The 23,574-nt window shown below is 57.0% G+C and carries 19 protein-coding genes and 1 pseudogene; 13 read left to right on the top strand and 7 right to left on the bottom strand.

Annotated elements, in window-relative coordinates; genetic code table 11:
* Positions 1-124 precede the first annotated feature (124 nt).
* From CKW18_RS21120 to CKW18_RS21110, 3 genes are all read left to right on the top strand, one after another.
* Positions 125-619 (top strand): helix-turn-helix domain-containing protein, encoded by a 495-nt coding sequence (locus CKW18_RS21120; RefSeq protein WP_095190576.1) that lies wholly within the window; start codon positions 125-127, stop codon positions 617-619.
* Positions 616-1,887, top strand: coding sequence for a type II toxin-antitoxin system HipA family toxin (locus CKW18_RS21115; RefSeq protein ID WP_095190575.1), 1,272 nt, complete (start codon positions 616-618; stop codon positions 1,885-1,887). The genes CKW18_RS21120 and CKW18_RS21115 overlap by 4 nt, the downstream gene beginning before the upstream one ends.
* A gap of 224 nt (positions 1,888-2,111) precedes the next feature.
* Positions 2,112-4,856 (top strand): NACHT domain-containing NTPase, encoded by a 2,745-nt coding sequence (locus CKW18_RS21110; protein WP_095190574.1) that lies wholly within the window; start codon positions 2,112-2,114, stop codon positions 4,854-4,856.
* A 58-nt stretch (positions 4,857-4,914) separates the two neighbouring features.
* Here CKW18_RS21110 and CKW18_RS21105 read toward each other — a convergent pair whose 3' ends face one another.
* Both CKW18_RS21105 and hslO read right to left on the bottom strand, forming a co-directional pair.
* Positions 4,915-6,456 (bottom strand): phosphoenolpyruvate carboxykinase, encoded by a 1,542-nt coding sequence (locus CKW18_RS21105; RefSeq protein ID WP_007917942.1) that lies wholly within the window; start codon positions 6,454-6,456, stop codon positions 4,915-4,917.
* 181 nt (positions 6,457-6,637) lie between these two features.
* On the bottom strand, positions 6,638-7,540 hold the full coding sequence (gene hslO / locus CKW18_RS21100) for an Hsp33 family molecular chaperone HslO (protein ID WP_095190573.1): 903 nt from the start codon (positions 7,538-7,540) through the stop codon (positions 6,638-6,640).
* A gap of 105 nt (positions 7,541-7,645) precedes the next feature.
* Here hslO and CKW18_RS21095 point away from each other — a divergent pair, with 105 nt between their 5' ends.
* Entirely contained in the window at positions 7,646-8,446 is an 801-nt protein-coding gene (locus CKW18_RS21095) for a phosphatase PAP2 family protein (RefSeq protein WP_095190572.1), read from the top strand.
* A 147-nt stretch (positions 8,447-8,593) separates the two neighbouring features.
* On the opposite strand, the gene CKW18_RS21090 is transcribed toward CKW18_RS21095, so the two are convergent.
* Entirely contained in the window at positions 8,594-9,001 is a 408-nt protein-coding gene (locus CKW18_RS21090) for an RNA-binding S4 domain-containing protein (protein ID WP_095190571.1), read from the bottom strand.
* 249 nt (positions 9,002-9,250) lie between these two features.
* On the opposite strand from CKW18_RS21090, the gene CKW18_RS21085 reads away from it, so the two are divergent.
* The gene (locus CKW18_RS21085; protein ID WP_170947297.1) at positions 9,251-9,697 is read left to right on the top strand and encodes an ATP-dependent zinc protease; all 447 of its coding nucleotides are present in this window, start codon (positions 9,251-9,253) and stop codon (positions 9,695-9,697) included.
* Positions 9,694-10,599 (top strand): 30S ribosomal protein S6--L-glutamate ligase, encoded by a 906-nt coding sequence (gene rimK / locus CKW18_RS21080; RefSeq protein WP_007952690.1) that lies wholly within the window; start codon positions 9,694-9,696, stop codon positions 10,597-10,599. Before CKW18_RS21085 ends, rimK begins: the two co-directional genes overlap by 4 nt.
* Before the next feature lie 153 nt (positions 10,600-10,752).
* On the opposite strand, the gene CKW18_RS21075 is transcribed toward rimK, so the two are convergent.
* Entirely contained in the window at positions 10,753-12,066 is a 1,314-nt protein-coding gene (locus CKW18_RS21075; protein WP_095190569.1) for an ATP-binding protein, read from the bottom strand.
* Between the two features lie 114 nt (positions 12,067-12,180).
* The gene (gene ompR, locus CKW18_RS21070; RefSeq protein WP_095190568.1) at positions 12,181-12,921 is read right to left on the bottom strand and encodes a two-component system response regulator OmpR; all 741 of its coding nucleotides are present in this window, start codon (positions 12,919-12,921) and stop codon (positions 12,181-12,183) included.
* A gap of 358 nt (positions 12,922-13,279) precedes the next feature.
* Between ompR and CKW18_RS21065 the strand changes: the two genes are divergently transcribed.
* The 7 genes from CKW18_RS21065 to tauD all read left to right on the top strand — a co-directional run bounded on the left by CKW18_RS21065 (position 13,280) and on the right by tauD (position 21,694).
* On the top strand, positions 13,280-15,604 hold the full coding sequence (locus CKW18_RS21065; protein WP_095190567.1) for a Tex family protein: 2,325 nt from the start codon (positions 13,280-13,282) through the stop codon (positions 15,602-15,604).
* Positions 15,604-15,987, top strand: a complete 384-nt coding sequence (locus CKW18_RS21060; RefSeq protein ID WP_095190566.1) for a PaaI family thioesterase — start codon at positions 15,604-15,606, stop codon at positions 15,985-15,987. The genes CKW18_RS21065 and CKW18_RS21060 overlap by 1 nt, the downstream gene beginning before the upstream one ends.
* A gap of 317 nt (positions 15,988-16,304) precedes the next feature.
* Positions 16,305-17,888 (top strand): glutamate--cysteine ligase, encoded by a 1,584-nt coding sequence (gene gshA / locus CKW18_RS21055; protein ID WP_095190565.1) that lies wholly within the window; start codon positions 16,305-16,307, stop codon positions 17,886-17,888.
* A gap of 201 nt (positions 17,889-18,089) precedes the next feature.
* On the top strand, positions 18,090-19,067 hold the full coding sequence (gene tauA, locus CKW18_RS21050; protein ID WP_095190564.1) for a taurine ABC transporter substrate-binding protein: 978 nt from the start codon (positions 18,090-18,092) through the stop codon (positions 19,065-19,067).
* A 16-nt stretch (positions 19,068-19,083) separates the two neighbouring features.
* Positions 19,084-19,878, top strand: a complete 795-nt coding sequence (tauB, locus tag CKW18_RS21045) for a taurine ABC transporter ATP-binding subunit (protein ID WP_095190563.1) — start codon at positions 19,084-19,086, stop codon at positions 19,876-19,878.
* Positions 19,875-20,708 (top strand): taurine ABC transporter permease TauC, encoded by an 834-nt coding sequence (tauC, locus tag CKW18_RS21040; protein ID WP_095190562.1) that lies wholly within the window; start codon positions 19,875-19,877, stop codon positions 20,706-20,708. The genes tauB and tauC overlap by 4 nt, the downstream gene beginning before the upstream one ends.
* A 143-nt stretch (positions 20,709-20,851) precedes the next feature.
* Positions 20,852-21,694, top strand: coding sequence for a taurine dioxygenase (gene tauD / locus CKW18_RS21035; protein ID WP_095190561.1), 843 nt, complete (start codon positions 20,852-20,854; stop codon positions 21,692-21,694).
* Between the two features lie 115 nt (positions 21,695-21,809).
* Here tauD and mgrA read toward each other — a convergent pair whose 3' ends face one another.
* Together mgrA and CKW18_RS21025 are read right to left on the bottom strand one after the other, a co-directional pair.
* A complete protein-coding gene (gene mgrA, locus CKW18_RS21030; RefSeq protein ID WP_095190560.1) occupies positions 21,810-22,847 on the bottom strand; it encodes an L-glyceraldehyde 3-phosphate reductase in 1,038 nt (345 codons plus the stop codon).
* A 53-nt stretch (positions 22,848-22,900) separates the two neighbouring features.
* Positions 22,901-23,488: pseudogene (locus tag CKW18_RS21025) on the bottom strand (LLM class flavin-dependent oxidoreductase); the annotation flags it as partial.
* Between the last annotated feature and the right edge of the window lie 86 nt (positions 23,489-23,574).

The raw sequence follows: 23,574 nt of genomic DNA, 5'->3' as shown, positions 1-23,574 counted from the left end.
CCGAAAAGAGATGGAATAATTCCACTTAACTTCGTTTTTCACGGGTCTTACGGCAAACAGCATCCTTCATCTTAAGTGCTATTATTCTGGCAGTTAAGGTTAAAAAATGAAGGAATACTGCCACATGGCCAAGAAAACAGCGCCGCTCTTGCCCTCTACTGCTCGACTTTTGGTCGACCTTGGTGAACGACTGAAGCTGGCTCGCCTACGCCGCAAATTGACGGCCAAGCAGGTCGCCGAAAGATCAGGCATGTCGCTGACAACCTTGCGCCATCTGGAGTCCGGAGGCTCAGGCGTAACCATCGGGGCCTACTTGTCGGTCATGCAAGTGCTGGGGCTGGAAAAGGACCTGAACAAAATGGCTGCAGCCGATGAAATGGGTCGCCAATTGCAGGATGCGCAGTTAATGCCTGCAACACGATCCGCAGCGAAAAAGCCCCAGCGAGTACGAGCAGTCAGTGCGGCAAAAAAGGGCGCATCCGAACACGTCGAGACTTCAAACGTTATCGATGCCGCCACTACCACGAAAATTCCGGCTGACTTCCCATTCAACACACACTCACTCTCCAGCCTTTTGAACAAGAAGAAAAAGGCCGGCCCCCCAACAGGTGAAGAATGACGCTGATTGCTGTTTATGCAGACTGGGAATCCTTGAAAGGCGCCAGACGCCTCGGATTTCTACACGCAAGGAAAACACGCAACACCAACGTGTTCGAATTTGAGTACGACCCTAAGGCGTTGGCCGATCCCGAGTTGAGTTCCATAACTCTAGACCCGCGCATCGGCCCCTTCGAAGGCCGCCAATTCCCCGGCGAACATCAGAGCCGCTTTGGCGTCTTTGCAGACTCAAGCCCCGATCGTTGGGGCCAACTGCTGATGAAACGCCGCTTGGAAAGGGACATTCGCGACGGCTTGCTTCCCAGCAACAGCAAGTTGTTTGAATCCGATTACCTGCTTGGCGTCCACGACCTGTTCCGTGTCGGCGCCCTTCGCTACAAACTCAATGACGAAGGCAACTTCCTCGACGACCGCGACGGCGTTGCCGCCCCACCCTTTGTCGAGCTACGCGCGTTAGAGCAGGCAAGTCTCGCCCTGGAAAACGATAGGGACAACACAGCCACCGAGGGCCGCGAATGGCTAAGAATGCTCATCGCACCTGGCGGCTCGCTGGGCGGCGCCAGACCGAAAGCCAGCGTCGTCGACGAGTTCGGTCAACTGTGGATCGCCAAATTCCCAAGTACGAGGGATGACTACGATGTTGGTGGTTGGGAATTTGTAGTAAACGCTTTGGCGGTCAACTGTGGTCTACGTGTTGCGACCGGCATGGCCCGACGCTACGCAAGCGATCACCACTGCTTCCTGGTGAAGCGTTTTGACCGAACCGCGCGCGGCGGCCGACATCACTTCGCATCAGCCATGACCATGACCAACCGCGTCGACGGCGACGACGCCTCAACCGGCGCCAGCTACCTTGAGTTAGCGGAAGTCATCATGGAACACGGCTCGGAACCCAATACCGACCTCCGTGAACTCTGGTCACGAATCGTCTTCAACATCCTAGTCTCAAACACCGACGACCACCTGCGAAACCACGGTTTTATTCTGGATCCTGGTCGGGGATGGCGCTTGTCGGCAGCGTATGACATGAATCCGGTGGCGAATGCGGATGGGTTGAAGCTGAACATCACGGATTCTGACAACGCCTTGGATTTGGAGTTGGCGAGGGAAGTGGCGGATTATTTTCGAGTTTCCGACTCACAGGTGAATAAAATCATTAAGCATTTTCAAGATGCCATCGGCCAATGGCCTACATTGGCTGGAGCGCTGAAAATTTCTAGACAAGAGCAGGATCGGATGTCACCAGTTTTTGACTGCTTTAACAGATAGGCATGTTTTAAAACTGAAACTTTCTTTTCTACCATTCAGCAAGCAGGTCGGTTCCTAAAACCAAACTTAAAGCTCCTAAGTACTGGCAAAATAATGCCTTCGGGTTTACGCTGACACAAAGGCTAAAAACACGTACTTAATGACCATATGCACGAAGGGAAAATCTAAAATGAATCGCCAAACGACTGTAAAAAAGCATTCATTCTTCTACGGCGCATTTATTTATGAATAACAAGGAGCTGTTTTTTAAAAATATACAGAACCTACATGAAGACGATTTTAGCAAAACAATAATAATCCCTTTACTCAGAAAAATCGGATATCAATTTGTAGACTTTAATGGTGGCCCATACGAACTGGGCAAGGATATTATCGCCTACAAATTAAATGAGTTTGATGACATTGAAGTAACAGTCATTCAATCAAAAATGTTTAAACCTAGCAGGACATCAGCAAGTAGCCGAATATTCGGAACAATCGTTCATCAGCTAAGCTTGTGCTCTTCAAAGAAAATCCCCTGCGCTGATGGAGTCGAAAGATCGCCATCGAAAATTCTTTTGATCACGCCATTTACTGTTGACACTAGACATTTAAGCGAGCAGTTTGAAAAAATAAAACTTCATAACATTGGAATATTCGACCAAACGAAGCTCACTAACCTCCTCGACAAATATTGGCCAGATATCTACGAACCAGATCACAACAATCTATCGCAAGCGCTCAAACTACAGAACTACGATATTTCAAATATTGAGCTCTACAGAGCATTACACATTGAATCCAAAACAACTTACTCAAATTATTATTCAGACTTGAATTTTTTTGTTGGCCAAACTGAAAGCCGAGAAGTCTTTTCCAGCCATATCCACTTCTCTAAATCCTATCAGGGCTCATATGACGAACTTGAGTGGCAAGAGCTAAAGAAAGCTAACAAATGGATAAAAGAATGCATCGATCAAAATCTCATTCAGGGAAGCATTCAGACTATAGAGTCCAACTACAATAGAAAACTATCTGAATATAACAAAAAAGAAAACCAAGAAATAATAGCTCAACTAACTAAAAACAAAGAAAATATTCTAACCCTAAGGCCCTTAATAACATCCGAAATACCCATAGCAAAAAACTTAATTGCTGCTGTCATTACGACATCCAAATCAAAAGTAAGCAAAGAATCTGTACCGACTGAGTTTCTTTCTCCCCTGAAGAAAGCAATCGAAACCATCGAAGAGTTATCCTGGAGCGAATCTTTTTCAGAGATAGAGGTACAAATTCGAGCACTACCTATAAAAGATATTAAAGACAAAAGAGTAAAATCGTCTTTATTGAATATAGGTAGCTTGGCAAAAGATTTACAAAAAGCCAACCTAGCCATCATAACCTTAAATTCATCTGTATTACCCATTCCTAATTATGAAGCGGACATCTGCGAAAAAACCGTTGAGTCCGACATAAACTCAAAAATAAAAAATTTATCATTGCAACTGACACAACTAAATAAAAGAACACTTACAAATATTGAAGCTCGAACAATTCTCGACACTACCAACATAGTTCTTCGATGCATCGACCATTTGACGAAAAATTTAAAAAGTGCCTCTCTCAAAGTCACACTAAGAAAAGACACGTCATTTGCCAATGAGCTAGACATATCAGCGCACACTATCTTTGACTCGGGTTGCAACATTGCACTGTACGGCGACGCTGGAGCGGGTAAATCTACTACACTGTATGTTTATGCTGAAAAACTATATAAGAACAAAAGCTCTTCTGAGGAAGTTTTATTTATCCCCCTCAACCGAGTTACGAGCAAACTGGGAAAAGCAGGTATTGATCTTAAAGCGCAAGTCATTGATGAAAAAAGCCACTTCAACTCTCTTATAAATTCGTTCCTGCTCTATAGAGACGTTGATGTCACACCAGAAAACAGAAATTTATTAGTTGAAACGCTTTCCAAAAAAACGAAAGTAACAATAATAATCGATGCATTGGACGAATCAGCAAATAACTCAGACTGGATAATCCCTGCTCTGTCCGAACTTCCAAAACACATACCACAAGCCCAAGTAATTACTTCCTCACGAAACTGCGTTAGCTATATAAACGAGATAGAGTTCCTTGGAATCACACTACTTCCATTCAACAGGGACCAGCTAAAGAAATTTATATTTGGTTGGCTCTCCGATGAAAGTCAATGCAATGAATTGTGGTCATGCATAGAAAACAATGAACTCTTCGAAGTAGCACGAAATCCACTTCTGGCAACAATTATATGCACACTTCACGAAAATGGAATTCCAGTCCCAGAAAATGAACCAGACGTCTACCGGCGAAAAATTGAACTTCTTTGCGGACTATACGACCAAAGCAAAGGAATAAAAAGAGCGACAAACGAAAAGTCTTTTTTAGAGAAGTGTTGCCAGAAAATCGCCTTCCAAATGCATGTAAGATCACGAAGAGAAGCAACTACTGATGAATTAAAAAGCTTTTTAGCAAGAGGGCTGGAATCAAGAGTTGGCTCAGATGTAGTTCAGAGTGCTCTGAACGACTTGATTGACGCTTGCAACATTTTAATAAAGTCCTCCGACGGAAATACTTATAGTTTTGGGCACCTCAGGATTCAAGAGTCACTCGCGGCAGAGGAACTCGAAAGAAACAGATCAATAGACATTATTGATCTCATGACCCAAAGTTGGTGGAGAGGCGCACTTTATCTATACTCATTTAATAATAATATCCAGCCTCTTATCGATCAAATTTACGATAGGCATAGCAATTTTACGCGACATAAAGCAACGCTACATATAATGATAAACAGTCAACCAAAAAACATTCAACGTGGGCTTCGCGAACTGTTGTCCAAGCATGAGCACAGCGACATAAAGGAAGGATTTAATGAATTCGGTGTTAGCGATGCAGACTATGAAGATTTACTCGACGCTGATTTAAAAAATATTATTGGGTATTAGTCCCTCAAAAAAAAGCCGCCCCTAAAGGGCGGCTTTTTCATTCACCAGAAACTAAGTCTTACAACTTCGGCCCAGCAGCCTTGATCGCGTCGCTCACTTCGAACTTCTTGAAGTTCTCGATGAACAGACCGGCCAGTGCTTTCGCGGCCTCGTCGTACGCAGCCTTGTCAGCCCAGGTGTTGCGTGGGTTGAGCAGGTTGGTTTCAACGCCCGGTACGGCCAGTGGCACGTCGAGGTTGATGGTGTCGAGGTGCTCAGTGGCGGCACCGATCAGCGCGCCGCTCTGGATCGCTGCGATCACTGCGCGGGTGGTCGGGATGTTGAAGCGTTTGCCAACGCCGTAGCCGCCGCCGGTCCAGCCGGTGTTGACCAGGTAGACCTTGGAGCCAAAGCCGCGGATGCGCTTGATCAGCAGCTCTGCGTATTCGCCAGCCGGACGCGGAAAGAACGGTGCGCCGAAGCAGGTGGAGAAGGTCGACTTGATGCCGCTGCCCGAACCCATTTCAGTCGAGCCCACCAGAGCGGTGTAGCCGGACAGGAAGTGGTAGGCCGCTTGTTCTTCGTTGAGGATCGACACTGGCGGCAGTACGCCGGTCAGGTCGCAGGTCAGGAAGATCACAGCGTTTGGTTCGCCGCCCAGGTTGTGCTCGGAACGCTTGGCAACGTGCTCCAGCGGGTACGCGGCGCGGCTGTTCTGGGTCAGGCTGACATCCGCGTAGTCGGCGTGCTTGGCGTCGTCGATGACAACGTTTTCCAGCACGGCGCCGTGCTTGATGGCTTTCCAGATGACCGGCTCGTTCTTCTCGGACAAGTCGATGCACTTGGCGTAGCAACCGCCTTCGATGTTGAAGACAACGCCTTCGCCCCAGCCGTGTTCGTCGTCACCGATCAGGTAACGGCTTTCGTCAGCCGACAGGGTGGTTTTACCAGTGCCCGACAGACCGAAGAACAGGGTCACGTCGCCTTCTTCGCCGATGTTGGCAGCGCAGTGCATTGGCAGCACGTCAGCAGCCGGCAGCAGGAAGTTCTGCACGGAGAACATGGCTTTCTTCATTTCACCGGCGTAACGCATGCCAGCGATCAGGACTTTCTTCTGGGCGAAGTTGAGGATCACGCAACCGTCGGAGTTGGTGCCGTCACGCTCAGGCACGCACTCGAAGTTGGCCACGTTGAGCACTTGCCATTCTTCACGGCCAGCCGGGTTGTACTGAGCCGGGTTGATGAACAGGCAACGACCGAACAGGTTCTGCCAGGCAGTCTGTGTAGTCATTTTCACGGCCAGGTAGTGATCTTCGGCCGCGCCTACATGCACGTGGGAAACAAAGTGCTCTTGCGCGTTGTTGAACGCCTCGACACGAGCCCACAGCGCGTCGAACTTGTCGGCCGGGAACTTGCGGTTGATCGGGCCCCAGGCGATAGCGGCCTGGGTGGAAGGCTCTTCAACGATGAAACGGTCGACTGGCGAACGGCCGGTGCGATGACCGGTGCGAACTACCAGAGCGCCGGTATCGGCAAGCTCGCCTTCACCGCGGTTCAGGGCTTCTTTTACCAGATCATCAACACTCAGATCGGTGTACACGGCGTTATTGGCTTGCGTCATGAGGTTCCCCGTCGGCCAGTGGCCGAGTGTGCTCCAAACGTTTTGTAGTAGAAAGTCGTGCACTACTACCGCGAAAAAAGTGGGCCGGATTATGCCAGAAAAGCCCAAAAAGAGTAGGGTCCTCCCGTCGTAACGGCGAAATTCCGTCGTTACGCAGTGAATTTACCTGCGCTGAACCGTTTTAGTGCCGGGTATCTGACGGCGTGTCGACGCCCGCACCAGCGAACAATTGAGCGATATCGGCCGCATCGTAGACGTAACGCTCGTTGCAGAACTGGCAATCGATCTCGATTTTGCCGCCCTGTTCGGCCACCAGCGCCTGCGCATCTTCCAGACCCAGACTGACCAACGCAGTGCCCGAGCGTTCCCGCGAGCAACTGCAATGAAAGTGCAGACGCTGCACATCGAACAGGCGCACTTGCTCTTCATGGTAGAGGCGGTGCAGCACGGTTTCGTTGTCCAGGCTCAACAATTCATCGGCGGTCAGGGTGCTGGCCAATGCGGTGATGTGCTGCCAACTGGCGGCGCGGTCTTCTTCGTCTTTCAGGCGATCGGCCGGCAGTTGTTGCAGCAGCAGGCCACGGGCACGACGACCGTCAGCGAACAACTTGAAGCGGGTACCGACCTGTTGCGACATGACGAAGTAGTTGGTGAAGCAATCGGACAGGGTTTCGCCATCAAGATCGACGATGCCTTGATAGCGCTGGCCGACAGTCGGGTCGACGGTAAGAGCCAGGACGCCGTTTGGCATCAAGTCGCTGAGGGTCGCATCTGCCGCAATCTGATCGGCGTTGTAACGCGCCAGGCCACGGATTTCACGCTCGCTGGAGCATTCGATCATCAACATCGGGATCGGGCCTTCGGAACGCGCCTGCAGAATCAGCAAGCCGTCGAACTTCAGCGTGCCCACCAGCAAGGAGGCGGCCGCCATCAATTCGCCCAGCAATTGCGCAACCGGCTCCGGGTACGGGTGCTTGGCGAGGACTTCAGCGTAGCTGCGCTCAAGCGCGACCAGTTCGCCGCGGGTGTCGCTGTCATCGAAGATGAAGCGTTGGGTGAAATCGGTATCCGTTAGGTCGGTCATAGGTCTGGGTATCTGAAAGTGATGACAAAATGGTTACAAAACATGAAAATTTGCGCGCCTTGGCACCCTTTTTGGTGCCTGCTGCTTAGCCACGGGAGGCATTTTATGAACAATCCGGGTTTGTTCCAATCAAGGTGGAACCTCGGCCGGCTGGTTCTGTGCAACGTAGTGCCATTAGCGCTACTGACTTTCTGGTTATGGCCTACGGGCAACTCGCTGTGTGTGATTTTCGACGAGTGGCTGTTCCGCTCGCTCAATGCACCGCTGGCCAGCAACCCGATATGGCTCCACATCTGGGCAATTGCAAGTCTGCGCCCGTTCGACATCGTGGTCGGGCTGATTCTGCTGACGCTGCTGATCAAGGGCGACTGGTTATTCAAGGCCATTGATGTACGCCGGGCGTTTTTCGGTTTCCTGTCGATCCTGTTGTTGATGGTGGTGATCCGCGCGCTGTTTTCCAAGTTCGCCGATTACATGGACTGGCAGCACAGCAGCCCGTCGATGATGCTGCAAGGCGCCGTTCACATGAGCGACTACTTCCCGCATCTGGAAAAGACCTGGGAGCTGAAGGATCGCTCGAGCCAGAGCTTTCCCGGTGACCATGCTTCGGTGCTGTTGATCTGGGCGCTGTTCATGGGCATGTTCAGCCGCACGACCGGGCAGTTCCTGACGATCTGGGGTCTGACCTTGCTGTTCATGCTGCCGCGGCTGGTGGCCGGCGCGCATTGGGGTCAGGACGATTACATCGGTGGTGTATTGCTGGCGGTGTGGGCGTTAGGCTGGGGCTACTACACGCCGTTTGCGTATCACGCAGCAAATTTCTGGCTGAAGGTGACAGCGCCGATTTTCAATCTGCTCGGCAAACTGCCGGTTGTTTCGCGGATGAGTGTGGTGCGTAGCGTCTGATATCGAGTTGTTCAGGGCGAGTGCTGCGGACTCGATTCGCGAGCAAGCTCGCTCCCACAATGACCGCGTAGCGTTCAAGCAACTCGGTCAACTGTGAGAGCGAGCTTGCTCGCGAAAGGGACGGCACAGACAACATTGAACATCGCCCTACTCGGCATTGCTGTTCCCACGAAATTTGAACAAGTCCCGCCGCTGCTTCTTGCTCGGTTTGCCATCGGTGCTCACGCCCAGCGCCCCGGCCTTGCGCATCGCCGCAGCCGCCTCACGCTTTTCAACACTCACTTCGGTCTCGGCATACAACGTCTGTGCCTCAGGCGCGCCACGACGCACGATGGACAACGCCTCGACCCTCACCGTGCGCACTTCGAAACCGGTGCGAATCTCGAATTCATCGCCAATGCGTGGCTCTTTGCCAGGCTTGCAGCGCTCGCCTCGACAATGCACCTTGCCACTCTCGATCGCCGCTTTGGCCAAGGCACGGGTTTTATAAAAACGCGCTGCCCATAGCCACTTATCGAGACGGACCTTGTCGTCCTCTTCGCTTTTTTGTGCCATGGAATGTCCTCATTCTGAAATATGGGTGAACTGTACTACCGTTTCTGTCGTGCCATGAATTGCAGCATCCCGGATTACAATGCACCCATTCCGGTACCTGCTTCAGGGGCTGGTATTGCGGGCTGTAGAAATCTGTCGCCTTTTAACCCTTATTCTGCGTGAATACCGCGAATCCGGCCCCTGCGGGCTGAGCGGTTGTCACGGTTGAGCATTTTTTTGAAGACATTTGACCATTTGACCGTTGTCGGTCTGCGCGAGTGGGTGGCGCTCCCGGATTTGGGAGTCGCGGGCCTGCGGGCAAAAATCGACACCGGCGCCAGCACCTCCAGCCTGCATGCCACCGACATCGAACCGTTCGAACGCGACGGCAAGAAGTGGGTGCGCTTCACCGCGCATCTGGGCACGGTGGTGCAGTTGCGTCACCGTCGCTGTGAAGCGCCGCTGGTGACGCGTAAAACCATTAAAAGCTCCAACGGTCATACCCAGGAACGCTACGTGATCAGCACGACACTGGCCCTGGGTGATCGGGTCTGGCCGATCGAGTTCACCCTCGCCTGCCGCAAGTCCATGCGCTATCGCCTGTTGCTCGGTTCCAAAGCCTTGATCGACGGCCACCTGGTGGTCAATCCGGGCATCAAATATGTACAAGACAAGCCGGTGTTCCCGGTATCTACCTCCTCCACAGGTGTTGCATGAAGATCGCTGTGCTGTCGCGGAACCCGCGTCTGTATTCCACCCGTCGTCTGGTTGAAGCCGGCACCGAACGCGGGCATGAAATGGTCGTGATCGACACCTTGCGCGCCTACATGAACATCGCCAGCCACAAGCCGCAGATCCACTATCGCGGCAAACCGCTGGAAGGCTTCGACGCCGTGATTCCGCGGATCGGGGCGTCGGTGACGTTCTATGGCTGCGCGGTCTTGCGCCAGTTCGAAATGATGGGGGTGTTTCCGCTGAATGAATCGGTGGCCATCGCCCGCTCGCGCGACAAATTGCGTTCGTTGCAGTTGTTGTCGCGCCGCGGCATCGGTTTGCCGGTGACCGGATTTGCCCACTCGCCGGATGATATTCCCGACCTCATCGACATGGTCAACGGCGCGCCGCTGGTGATCAAAGTGCTGGAAGGCACCCAGGGTATCGGTGTGGTGCTGTGTGAAACCGCGACCGCCGCCGAGTCGGTGATCGAAGCGTTCATGGGCCTGAAGCAGAACATCATGGTTCAGGAGTACATCAAGGAGGCTGGCGGTGCGGACATTCGCTGCTTCGTGGTCGGCGACAAGGTGATCGCGGCGATGAAGCGTCAGGCCAAACCGGGGGAGTTCCGCTCCAACCTGCATCGCGGCGGCAGCGCCAGCCTGATCAAGATCACCCCGGAAGAACGCATGACTGCGTTGCGGGCGGCGAAAGTCATGGGCCTGTCGGTTGCGGGCGTGGATATCCTGCGATCCAATCACGGGCCGTTGGTGATGGAGGTGAACTCGTCGCCGGGATTGGAGGGGATCGAGACCACCACCGGCAAGAACGTGGCGGGGATCATCATTGAGCATCTTGAGAAGAATGGCGGGCCGAACATGACCCGGACCAAGGGTAAAGGTTAAGCCCGGAAATATGTGGCGGCTGAGAGGCCGCCTTCGCGGGCAAGCCCGCTCCCACCATGCCCGTGTCGTACACAAATCATGTGAACATCGCGGACCCTGTGGGAGCGGGCTTGCCCGCGAAGGGGCCATCAGCCTCACCATAGATGTCAGTGTTTAAACAGCATCCCGAGGCAACATCAACCCCAACGGCAACCTTACCCGCGCCTCCAGTCCACCACCGGACCGATTACGCAACTCAACATTGCCGCCATGCATCGAAGCAATCCGCTTCACGATCGCCAATCCCAATCCAGTACCCTTGCCGCCGCGCGCACGGTCGCCACGGGTGAACGGGTTGAAAATCGCCTCAAGCTCCGACGGATCAATCCCTGCGCCACGGTCCATCACACTCAGCACCACATAGGGGGCGCTGGTGTCACCGGACACATAAGCCGCGACTTCAACGCCACTGCCGGCATGATTCAAGGCGTTGCCGATCAGGTTATTCAACAAGCGTTTCATCGAAACCCGACGTAACGGAAACGGCTGGATCGGCTCCAGACGCAAGCGAACTTTCTCTTCGGTCTGGTTGTACGGTGCCGCGACTTCGCGCACCAGGTCGCTGAGATCGACCTCTTCCACCGACTCATCGCGACCATCGCGAATGAACGCGAGGAACTGGTCGAGAATCGCGTCCATGTCTTCGATGTCACGCACCATGTCATCGGTCAGGTCGTTGCGGTCGCCCATCAATTCCAGTGACAGGCGCAAACGGGTCAAAGGTGTGCGTAAATCATGTGAAACCCCGGCGAGCATCAGTTCACGCTCGCGTCCGGCCTGTTCGACGTCTTCGGCCATCTGATTGAAGGCGCGATACACCTCGGTCATTTCGCTCGGCGTGTCGCTGATCGGCAGGCGCACGCTGCGGCCCTGACCGAGTTGCCGGGCGGCATAGACCAGCCGCTTCAAGGGCTGGTTGAGCTGGCTGACGAAAATCCACGCCGACGCCGTCGACAGCAAACCGATGGCCAGGAACCAACCGAGCACGTTCCAGATTTTCTGGCCGCGCAACGGGTGCGGGTACAGCGGGACTTTCAGCCAGCCATCACCCAGGCTCGGCGCGCGAACCCACAGCGCCGGCGGCGAGTGCATGCGTAAGCGCACTTCGGTGTCCGCGCCCAGCTCCGCCTGCATTTGCCGCTGGTAGATTTCGCTGTACGGCCAGTGCTGTTCGCCTTCCGGCACACCGGCGCCCACCACCCGGATCAGGGTTGCAGCGTCAGCGATCTTCGCGCGATTTTCTTCGTCGGCGGCCCAATAGGCGCGCAGCGTCAGGGCGACGCCGTGGCTGTATTGGCGGTCCACCAGCACGTCCTCGTTCATCAACAGATAAACCAGGGTCAGCGCCTTGGAAAACAGCACGACAATGAGCACCAGCCAAAGGGTGCGAGAGAAAAAACTTTGGGGGAACCAGACGGGGGTTTTCATCAATAACCGCTACACACTTGCAGGAGCGAGCAATGCTCGCATATTGCGGATTGCGAGTCTGCGGGGATGGCCGTTCGACCAGCACCCGGCAGACTCGCTCCTACAAATCACCGATCACTTGGTGGCAGTGCCATCCGGAACAAACACGTAGCCCACGCCCCAGACAGTCTGGATGTAGCGCGGTTTCGACGGATCGGGTTCGATCATCCGGCGCAGACGGGAAATCTGCACGTCGATGGAACGCTCCAGAGCATCCCATTCGCGGCCACGGGCCAGGTTCATCAGTTTGTCGCGGGTCAGTGGCTGGCGCGCGTTCATGACCAGGGCCTTGAGTACCGCAAACTCACCGGTGGTGAGCATGTGTACTTCGTCGCCACGTTTCAGTTCACGGGTGGCCAGCGACAGCACGTAATCACCAAAGGTGACGTTTTCGTCTTCGCTGCCCGGCGCGCCCGGTACCGGGGCAGCCTGGCGACGCAGTACCGCTTTGACCCGGGCCATCAGCTCGTCCGGGTTGAACGGTTTGGCCAGATAATCGTCGGCGCCCAGCTCCAGGCCCTTGATGCGGCTCATCTCATCGCCCTTGGCGGTGAGCATGATGATCGGGATCTGGTTGTTCGCCGCCCGCAGACGACGGCAAGCGGTCAGACCGTCTTCGCCGGGCAGCATCAGGTCGAGGACGACCAGATTGAAGACCTCACGCGAGAGCAGACGATCCATTTGCTCGGTGTTCGGTACGGTACGGGCACGGTAGCCCTTGCTGACGAAAAACCGTTCCAGCAGGCTGCTCAGCCCCGGATCGTCGTCAACGATGAGAATTTTTTCGCCTTCAGCAGTTTGTGCAGTGCTGCTCATTAGATGCTCCTTTTAGCTCGGCGCGCATTATGGCGTAGCTGTCGTTATACGCACCGTGTGCATTGTTAGCAGATTTTTCCTTCACTGCCAGAAAACAGGGGTTTAAGCCTACAGACTGTGACACCCCCGAATGACAGAACGCTGGTTATAATGCGCGGCGTTTTGTGCCAGGCAACGTCTGAATCGTTACCGCAGGTGGCCGGGCTTTTTTCCTGGCGACCGCAGTAATTGTTCGATTTCACGGGTCAATGGACTGCCTTTTGACCCAGGCAGCGGCAATTTTCCAGCCGCTCAACCAGACTCCGGGCCTTTATTTCCGTGCCTGCGAGCCTGCTTTCACAATATGTCAGGTGGTTTTATGGACAGCATCAACAGCCGCATCGCCGAGGAACTCGGCGTACGCCCACAACAGGTCGAAGCGGCCGTCGCGCTACTCGATGAAGGCTCTACCGTTCCCTTCATCGCCCGTTACCGGAAAGAAGTCACCGGCAGCCTCGATGACACCCAGTTGCGTCATCTGGAAGAGCGTCTGCGCTACCTGCGAGAACTCGACGAACGGCGCATCAGCATCCTCGCCAGCATCGAAGAGCAAGGCAAACTCACCCCTGCCCTCGAGCGCGACATCAAACTCGCCGACACCAAGACCCGCCTCGAAGACTTGTACCTGCCGTACAAGCAGAAGCGCCGCACCAAGGGCCAGATCGCCCTGGAAGCCGGCCTCGGCGACCTGGCCGACGGCCTGTTCAACGACCCGAACCTGGCCCCGGAAGCCGAAGCCGCGCGCTTCGTCGACGCCGAAAAAGGCGTGGCCGATGTGAAGGCAGCGCTCGAAGGCGCCAAATACATCCTGATGGAGCGTTTCGCCGAAGACGCCAGCCTGCTGGAAAAACTGCGTACCTACCTCAAGCAGGAAGCGACCCTCAGTGCCCGCGTGATCGCCGGCAAGGAAGAAGAAGGCGCCAAGTTCCGCGATTACTTCGAACACGACGAACCGCTGAAAAGCATGCCGTCGCACCGCGCCCTGGCGATCTTCCGTGGCCGCAACGAAGGCATTCTCAGCTCCGCGTTGAAAGTCGGCGACGAACTGCCGGGCACCATGCACCCATGCGAAGGCATGATCGGCCAGCAATTCGGCATCCAGAACCAGAACCGCCCGGCCGACAAATGGCTCGGTGAGGTGGTGCGCTGGACCTGGAAGGTCAAGCTCTACACGCATCTCGAAACCGACCTGCTGGGCGAGTTGCGCGACGGCGCCGAAACCGAGGCGATCAACGTCTTCGCGCACAACCTGCACGACCTGCTGCTGGCTGCTCCGGCCGGTCCGCGCGCAACCTTGGGCCTCGACCCGGGCCTGCGCACCGGTTGCAAGGTGGCGGTGGTCGATTCGACCGGCAAACTGCTCGATCACGCCACGGTTTACCCGCACGTGCCGCACAACAAATGGGATCAGACCATCGCCATTCTGGCGGCCCTGTGCGCCAAGCACTCGGTTGACCTGATCGCTATCGGCAACGGCACCGCCAGCCGCGAAACCGACAAACTGGCGATCGAGCTGATCAAAAAATATCCAGCGATGAAGATGACCAAGGTCATGGTCTCCGAGGCGGGCGCATCGGTGTACTCGGCATCGGAACTGGCAGCCAAGGAATTCCCGGATCTGGACGTGTCGATCCGTGGCGCGGTATCGATTGCCCGTCGCTTGCAGGATCCGCTCGCTGAACTGGTGAAGATCGATCCGAAATCCATCGGTGTCGGCCAGTATCAGCACGACGTGTCGCAACTGAAACTGGCGCGCGGTCTGGACGCTGTGGTCGAGGACTGCGTGAACGCCGTCGGCGTCGACGTGAACACGGCTTCCGTGGCGCTACTGGCACGGATCTCCGGCCTAAACGCAACACTGGCGCAGAACATCGTGGCGCACCGCGACGAGCACGGCGCGTTCAAAACCCGCGCAGCGCTGAAGAAAGTCGCGCGTCTGGGCGAAAAAACCTTCGAACAGGCCGCCGGTTTCTTGCGCGTGATGAACGGCGACAACCCGCTGGATTCCTCGGCGGTTCACCCGGAAGCCTATCCGCTGGTGCAGCGCATTGCCGCTGAAACCGACCGCGACATCCGCTCGCTGATCGGCGATGCCGGGTTCCTCAAGCGTCTGGATCCGAAGAAGTTCACCGACGAGACCTTCGGTCTGCCGACCGTAACCGACATCCTCCAGGAACTGGAAAAACCGGGCCGCGACCCGCGTCCGGAGTTCAAGACTGCCGAGTTCCAGGAAGGCGTCGAAGACCTCAAGGACCTGCAACTGGGGATGATCCTCGAAGGCGTCGTGACCAACGTGACCGCGTTCGGCGCGTTCGTCGACATCGGCGTGCATCAGGACGGTCTGGTACACATCTCGGCGCTGTCGGAGAAGTTCATCAAGGATCCACGTGAAGCGGTGAAGGCCGGTGACGTGGTGAAAGTGAAGGTCATGGAAGTCGACATTCCGCGCAAACGCGTGGGCTTGTCGATGCGCATGGGTGACACCCCGGGCGAGAAGATCGATGGCGCCCGTGGCTCGCGCCCGGGCTCGGCGCAACGCCAGCCTTCGAACAACGCGCCACGCAAGGAAACCGCCACCGCCGCGCCGGTGAACAATGCGATGGCTTCGCTGTTCGCCAACGCCAAGCAGTTGAAAAAACGCTGATGGAGATTCCGGCCGGGCTCGTCGAGAGCGCGTTTTTCAAGCTGTTGGGCTGCCGCCTGCACAGCCTGGAAACCGGGGTGGCGCAAGTCGCCCTGGGGCTGGAACCGGAACTGCGCAATCGCGGCGGCAAGTTGCACGGCGGCGCGCTGTTCAGTCTGGTCGACATCGCCATGGGGCTGGCCTGTTCCAGCGTTCATGGCTTCGATCAGCAGAGCGCGACCATCGAGTGCAAGATCAACTACATCCGCGCCGTTTCTGACGGTGAGGTGCTGTGCACGGCACGGGTCATCCACCCGGGCCGCCGCACGTTGGTGGTCGAAGCCGACGTGATGCAGGGCGACAAACTGGTCGCAAAAGCGCAAGGCACGTTCGCTGTCCTGTAGATGTTGTTCATCATTTTGAGTTAATTTCGGCGCTGTGATCGCAGCGTCGAGCTTTTCTGTGGGAGCGGGCTTGCTCGCGAAGGCGGTGTGTCAGGCGAATTGATGTTGACTGACACGCCCTCTTCGCGAGCAAGCCCGCTCCCACAGGGATCGCATAATCTTCGCGCGCATCAGCCAGATTCAGGGAATGAAGTTGGCGTTTCAACGGGGGCTTTCAGGCCCGAAAAACCAGGCGAAAACGCCAGTTTCAACTTCACCCTTGTAGACCGTCCTGCCCACCCCCATATTGGGGCGACTGACGCGTGAAGGAATCCAAATTGAGCGAACTTCTCAACCGCCGCCTGGCTCTGCTCGGTGAGCGCGCCAACCTCTCTCTGCTCGAACAGTGCCTTCACGGTATCGAACGTGAATGCCTGCGCGTGACCAGCGAAGGTCGTCTGGCGCAAACGCCGCACCCGGAAGCCTTGGGTTCCGCGCTGACCAATGAACAAATCACCACCGACTATTCCGAGTCGCTGCTGGAATTCATCACGCCTGCCCTGCCCGACCCGGCGGATACGCTGGCGAGCCTGGACAAGATTCATCGTTTTGCCTACAGCAAACTCGGCAGCGAGTACCTGTGGAGTCCATCGATGCCGTGCCCGTTGCCGGCCGAGGAAGATATCCCGATCGCCTATTACGGCACCTCCAACATCGGTCAGCTCAAGTATGTCTACCGCAAGGGCCTGGCCCTGCGTTACGGCAAGACCATGCAGTGCATCGCCGGGATTCACTACAACTTCTCCCTGCCGGAAAAACTCTGGCCGCTGCTGAAGGAAGCCGAAGGTTTCGTCGGCACCGACCGCGATTTCCAGTCGTTTTCCTACATCGCGCTGATCCGCAACTTCCGTCGTTACAGCTGGCTGCTGATGTACCTGTTCGGTGCCTCGCCTGCACTGGATGCAGGTTTCCTGCGCGGTCGTTCGCATCAACTGGAACAACTGGACCCGGACACCCTCTACCTGCCGTACGCGACCAGCCTGCGCATGAGCGACCTCGGTTACCAGAGCAACGCCCAGGCTGGCCTGACGCCGTGCTACAACGATCTGGCCAGCTACACCGACAGCCTGCGCAAAGCCGTGGCCACGCCTTACGCGCCTTACGTTGAAGTCGGCACGCACAAGGATGGCGAGTGGGTTCAGTTGAACACCAACATCCTGCAAATCGAAAACGAGTACTACTCCAACATCCGCCCGAAACGTGTGACCTACACCGGCGAGCGGCCGATCCAGGCGCTGGTGGCCCGTGGCATTCAGTACGTCGAAGTGCGTTGCCTGGACATCAACCCGTTCCTGCCGATGGGCATCGATCTGACCGAGTCGCGCTTCCTCGATGCGTTCCTGCTGTATTGCGCACTCAACGACAGCCCGCTGCTGACCAACACCAGTTGCGGCAACGCGACCGCGAACTTCCTCAGTGTGGTCAAGGAAGGTCGCCGTCCGGGCCTGCAATTGCAGCGTGACGGGGAATCGGTCGAGATGAAAACGTGGGCAGCAGAACTGCTGGAGCAAATCGCGCCACTGGCAGCACTGCTGGATCAAAGCCATGGCGGCGATGCACACAGCAAGGCGCTGGATGCACAACTGGCCAAGGTCAGCGATCCGTCGCTGACGCCTTCGGCGCAGGTGTTGGCGGCGATGGCTGAGCACAAGGAAAGCTTTGCGCAGTTCTCGCTGCGTCAGAGCCAGGCGCATGCCGAGTTTTTCCGTAGTGAGCCATTGGCGGCTGCGGAGCAGGCGAAGTTTGAGGAGTTGGCGCGCACTTCTCTGGCAGCGCAGGCTGAGCTGGAGCAGAACGAAGTGGGCGATTTCGATGTGTTTGTCGGGTCATATCAGGCGAGCATTTTGGCGATCAGTAACTAAGCGTTGCCTTGCATCGTTCCCACGCTCCGCGTCCAGGTGACGCGGAGCGTCATCGGCTGCATTCCCACGCCGATCAATATCCCCCGCGCCTTAAATTTTTCCGCTCATAAGCTCATTCTAAAAAGTTATTTATTTTTAGATTCTTAGATCATTTAGTCTCCTTTCACGCCGATCCTCGGTCGCCTGATCTGGAGCACTCCCATGAAACTGAATTTCCCGCTTCGCCTGCTGGCCGTGGCCTCGTTGGCTGCCGCGAGCTTTCTGGCGCAGGCTGCCGACCTCACCGTCGCCTACCAAACCACCGTTGACCCGGCGAAAGTCGCTCAGGCCGACGGCGCTTATGAAAAAGCCACCAAGGCCGACATCAGCTGGCGCAAGTTCGACAATGGCGCGGACATCATCGCGGCCATTGCCTCCGGTGACGTGCAGATCGGCTACCTCGGTTCGAGCCCGCTGACCGCGGCGATCACCCGCAAAGTCCCGGTGGAAACCTTCCTCATCGCCACCCAGATCGGCGCCGCTGAAGCGCTGGTCGCCCGCGACGGCTCCGGGATCAAGACGCCACAGGATCTGGTCGGCAAGAAAATCGCCGTGCCGTTCGTGTCCACCGGTCACTACAGCCTGCTCGCCGCGCTGAAGCACTGGAACATCGATCCGTCGAAAGTCACCGTGCTCAACCTCGCGCCGCCAGCGATCATCGCGGCGTGGAAACGCGGTGATATCGACGCCACTTACGTGTGGGATCCGGCCCTCGGCGTGGCCAAGGAAAACGGCAAAGTGCTGATCACTTCCGGTGAACTCGCCAAGTTCGGCGCGCCGACCTTCGATGCGTGGATCGTGCGCAAAGACTTCGCCGAGAAGCACCCGGAAATCGTCCGGGCATTCGCCAAAGTCACCCTCGACGCCTACGCCGATTACCGCAAAGACCCGAAAGCCTGGCTCGCCGATCAAGCCAACGTCGACAAACTGGTGAAGCTCTCCGGCGCCAAGGCCAGCGACATTCCGTTGCTGCTGCAGGGCAACGTCTACCCGCTGGCAGCGGATCAGGTCAGCGACCTCGGCGCACCGACCACCAAAGCCATCACCGACACCGCCGCGTTCCTCAAGGAGCAAGGCAAGGTCGAAGCGGTTCTGCCCGACTACGCGCCGTACGTCAGCGCCAAATACATCACCAACTGATCGGGAGGTAACCGCGATGGCCTTGCTACAGCTGGAGCGCATCAGCGCACAGTACCCGGGCAGCCCGACACCGGTGCTGGCGGATATTTCTCTGACCCTGGGGCCTCAGCAATTGCTGGTGGCCCTCGGCCCGTCCGGCAGTGGCAAGACTTCTCTGTTGAACCTGATTGCCGGTTTCGTCGAACCGAGCGCCGGGCGCATCACCCTCGATGGCGTGCCGGTCAAAGGCCCAAGCGCAGAGCGCGGCGTGGTGTTCCAGGACGACGCTCTGCTGCCTTGGCAGGACGTGTTGGCCAACGTGGCTTTCGGTCTGGAACTGGCCGGTGTGGCCAGGAACAAACGCGAACAGCGCGCTCGCGAGATGCTCGCGCTGGTCGATCTTGCCGGTTTCGAAAACCGCCGTATCTGGCAACTGTCCGGCGGCCAGAAACAACGCGTCGGCCTCGCCCGCGCACTCGCTGCCGACCCGCGCGTGTTGCTGATGGACGAACCCTTCGGCGCGCTTGATGCCTTCACTCGCGAACAAATGCAGGAGCTGTTGCTGCAAGTCTGGCAGCGCACCGCCAAACCGGTGTTCCTGATTACCCACGACATTGAAGAAGCGGTGTTCCTCGCCACTGACCTGATTCTGCTCGCGCCGAATCCGGGGCAGATCGTCGAGCGTCTGCATCTGGATTTCGGTCAGCGCTACGCCGCTGGTGAGTCCGCCCGCGCGATCAAGTCCGACCCGCGGTTTATCGAAACCCGCGAGCACGTGCTGAGCAAAGTGTTCTCGCAACGCAGCGCAGTGCAACGGCAGGAGCGCGCATGAGCAGTTACGACGTTTCCGCCCCGGCAGTGAAAACCCCATCAGTGGCGGTTCCGCTGCGCCGCAGTCTCAGCACACGCTGGATCAGCCTGTTGACCTTGTTCGCCTTGCTGGCGGTCTGGTGGGCGGTGACCGCCACTGGATTGATCGAGCCGCTGTTCCTGCCGCCGCCGTCCGCCGTGTTGCAAAAAGGCTGGTTGCTGGCGACTACCGGTTACATGGACTCGACCCTTTGGCAGCATTTGGGCGCGAGCCTGAGCCGCATCGGACTGGGCCTTGGCTTTGCGATTCTGACCGCTGTGCCAGTGGGCATCGCCATTGGCGCCAACCGCATCGCTCGCGGCGTACTGGATCCGTTGATCGAGTTCTACCGCCCTATCCCACCGCTCGCCTACCTGCCGCTGATTGTGATCTGGTGCGGCATTGGCGAGTTGTCGAAAGTGCTGCTGATCTACCTGGCGATTTTCGCCCCGATCGCGATTGCCACTGCGACCGGCGTGCGCACCGTCGACCCGGCGAAATTGCGCGCCGCACAGTCACTGGGTGCGACCCGCGCACAACTGATTCGCCATGTGATTCTGCCGAGCGCGTTACCGGACATTCTCACTGGTGTGCGCATTGGTCTGGGGGTTGGCTGGTCGACACTGGTCGCCGCTGAACTGATTGCCGCCACCAGTGGTTTGGGCTTCATGGTGCAATCGGCCGCGCAATTTCTGGTCACCGACGTGGTGGTGCTGGGGATTCTGGTCATCGCCCTGATCGCCTTCGCCATGGAAATGGGCCTGCGCGCTCTGCAACGCAAACTGGTGCCATGGCACGGCCAGGCGCACTGAATAATTGCTATGTAAAGAACCCTGTGGGAGCGAGCCTGCTCGCGAATGCTGACTTTCTGTCGACATCTTTGCTGCCTGACACTCCGCTTTCGCGAGCAGGCTCGCTCCCACAAAAGCTAAATCCCGAATTCTAGAGAACCACCATGAGCAGCCTCAATATCACCCCGTTAAGCTCGGCCCTCGGCGCACAGATCAGCGGCGTCGACATCAGCCAGCCGTTGAGCCTGGAGTACCGCGACGCCATCGAGCAGGCGCTGCTCAAGTTCCAGGTGCTGTTCTTCCGCAATCAGCCGATCGAGCCTTCGCAACAGGCGCGCTTCGCTAATTACTTTGGCGACCTGCACATTCACCCGATCTACCCGAACGTGCCGGAACAGCCGGAAGTGCTGATTCTCGACACCGCCGTCACCGACGTGCGCGACAACGCGATCTGGCACACCGACGTGACCTTCCTGCCGACGCCGGCGATGGGCGCGGTGCTCAGCGCCAAGTTGTTGCCGGAGTTTGGCGGCGACACCTTGTGGGCCAGCGGGATTGCTGCGTATGAGGCGCTGTCGGCGCCGCTGAAGGCTTTGCTTGAAGGCCTGACCGCCACCCACGATTTCACTCGCTCGTTCCCATTGGAGCGTTACGGCAATACGCCCGAAGCGCTGGCGCAGTGGGAAGAGGCACGGCGCAAAAATCCGCCGTTGTCACACCCGGTGATTCGCACGCATCCGGTCAGCGGACGGCGTTCGTTGTTCGTCAACGAAGGCTTTACGTCGAAGATCAATGAGCTGTCGGAAACCGAAAGCGAGGCGATTCTGAAGTTTCTGTTCGCCCATGCGACGCGGCCAGAGTTCACCATTCGCTGGCGCTGGCAGAAGGACGATATTGCGTTCTGGGATAACCGCGTGACCCAGCATTACGCGGTGGATGACTACCGCCCTGCGCGGCGGGTGATGCAGCGGGCTACGGTGTTGGGGGATGTGCCGTTTTTTCGGTAATTACCGACATCTTCATTACCTGAACCGGCTCCTTCGCGAGCAGGCTCGCTCCCACATTGGAACGCATTTCCCTGTGGGAGCGAGCCTGCTCGCGAAAGCTTTTTGAGCTTGAAACTTATTCCGCCGTCGACGGCTTCTCCCAAAGATTGATCCCGCCCTCTTGGGCAAACCGGTCAATCTCCGCCAGTTCCTCAGCGCTAAAGCTCAAATTCTTCAACGCCCCGACGTTCTCGATAATCTGCTCCGGCCGGCTTGCGCCGATCAATGCCGAGGTCACTCGTGGGTCACGCAGCGTCCAGGCCAGTGCCAGTTGCGCCAGGCTCTGACCGCGACGTTTGGCGATCTCGTTCAACGCACGCACGTGGGCAATGTTGGCTTCGGACAAGTGCGAAGCCTGAAACGACCCACCGCCCGGACGATTGACCCGCGCATCCGCCGGCACGCCGTTGAGGTATTTGTCGGTCAGCAGACCTTGCGCCAACGGCGTGAAGGCGATGACGCCGGTGCCGAGTTCATCGGTGGTATCGAGCAGATCCTTTTCCACCCAGCGATTGAGCAGGTTGTACGCCGGTTGGTGAATCAGCAGCGGCACTTTCCACTCTTTGAGCAGTGCAGCGATCTCACGGGTTTTCACCCCGGAGTACGACGAGATACCGATGTACAACGCCTTGCCCTGCTGCACGGCAGTGGCGAGGGCGCTGGCGGTTTCTTCCAGTGGGGTGTCCGGGTCGAAGCGGTGCGAATAGAAGATATCCACATAGTCGAGCCCCAGGCGTTGCAGGCTCTGGTCGAGGCTGGCCAACACGTATTTGCGCGAGCCGCCGCCCTGACCGTAAGGGCCGGGCCACATGTCCCAACCAGCCTTGCTGGAGATGATCAGTTCGTCGCGGTATTGCTGGAAGTCTTCGCGCAGCAGGCGACCGAAATTGGTCTCGGCGCTGCCGTACGGCGGGCCGTAGTTGTTGGCCAGGTCGAAGTGGTTGATGCCCAGATCGAACGCGGTGCGCAGCAAGGCGCGCTGGGTGTCGATCGGCGTGCTGTCACCGAAGTTGTGCCACAGGCCCAGCGACAGCGCCGGCAGCACCAGACCGCTGCGCCCGACGCGGCGGTAAGGGATGGAGTCGTAGCGGTTTTCGGCAGCGGTGTAAGTCATCGAATCCTCTCTTGTCTGTCTTGAAATGGGTGTCGACCTGCTCGCGAAGGGTGTTACACAAATCTATTGCCGGGTCGGGCAAGCCCAACGTTCTGGCGCAACGTCCGACCTTCATACTCAGTTCTGAACAACCCGCGCCGTTGCAGTTCCGGGACCACGCCAGTGGCGAAGTCTTCGAGCCCGCCCGGCAAATGCGGCACCAGCACATTGAAACCGTCGGCCGCGCCCTGTTCGAACCATTCCTGCAAGCGATCAGCGATCTGCTCGGGGGTACCGACCAGGCTGTAATGCCCTCGCCCACCGGCAATCTTGCGACCGAGTTCGGCAAGGCTCAGGTTCTCCCGGCCCGCCAATTCTGTCAGCAGTTTCTGCCGGCTCTGCTGGCCGCTTTCCGTCAGCGGTAGCTCAGGCAACGGCCCGTCCAGCGGATACTTCGACAAGTCGAAGTTGCCCAGCATACGCCCAAGCAAGGCGACGCCAACCTCGGGTTCGACCAATTGCTGAAACGTTTCACATTTTTCCTGCGCCTGGGCCTCTGTTTGCCCGACCACGACGAAAACCCCGGGCATGATCTTCAGCGAATCGGCACTGCGCCCGTACTGGGGCAAACGTCCTTTGAGGGCGGCATAAAACGCTTGGGCGCCGGTCCCGTTGTCCTCCCAACTGTCCCAAAGCCCGTTATCGAACGCGAAAGCACCTGACGAATAGGGCGGGGACTGAATTGGCT

The organism is Pseudomonas sp. Irchel 3E19, from assembly GCF_900187585.1.
In the GTDB taxonomy this organism is placed as follows: domain Bacteria; phylum Pseudomonadota; class Gammaproteobacteria; order Pseudomonadales; family Pseudomonadaceae; genus Aquipseudomonas; species Aquipseudomonas baetica.
The sequence above is the reverse complement of the archived record's forward strand: the minus strand, read 5'-3'. Positions and strand labels throughout refer to the sequence as shown.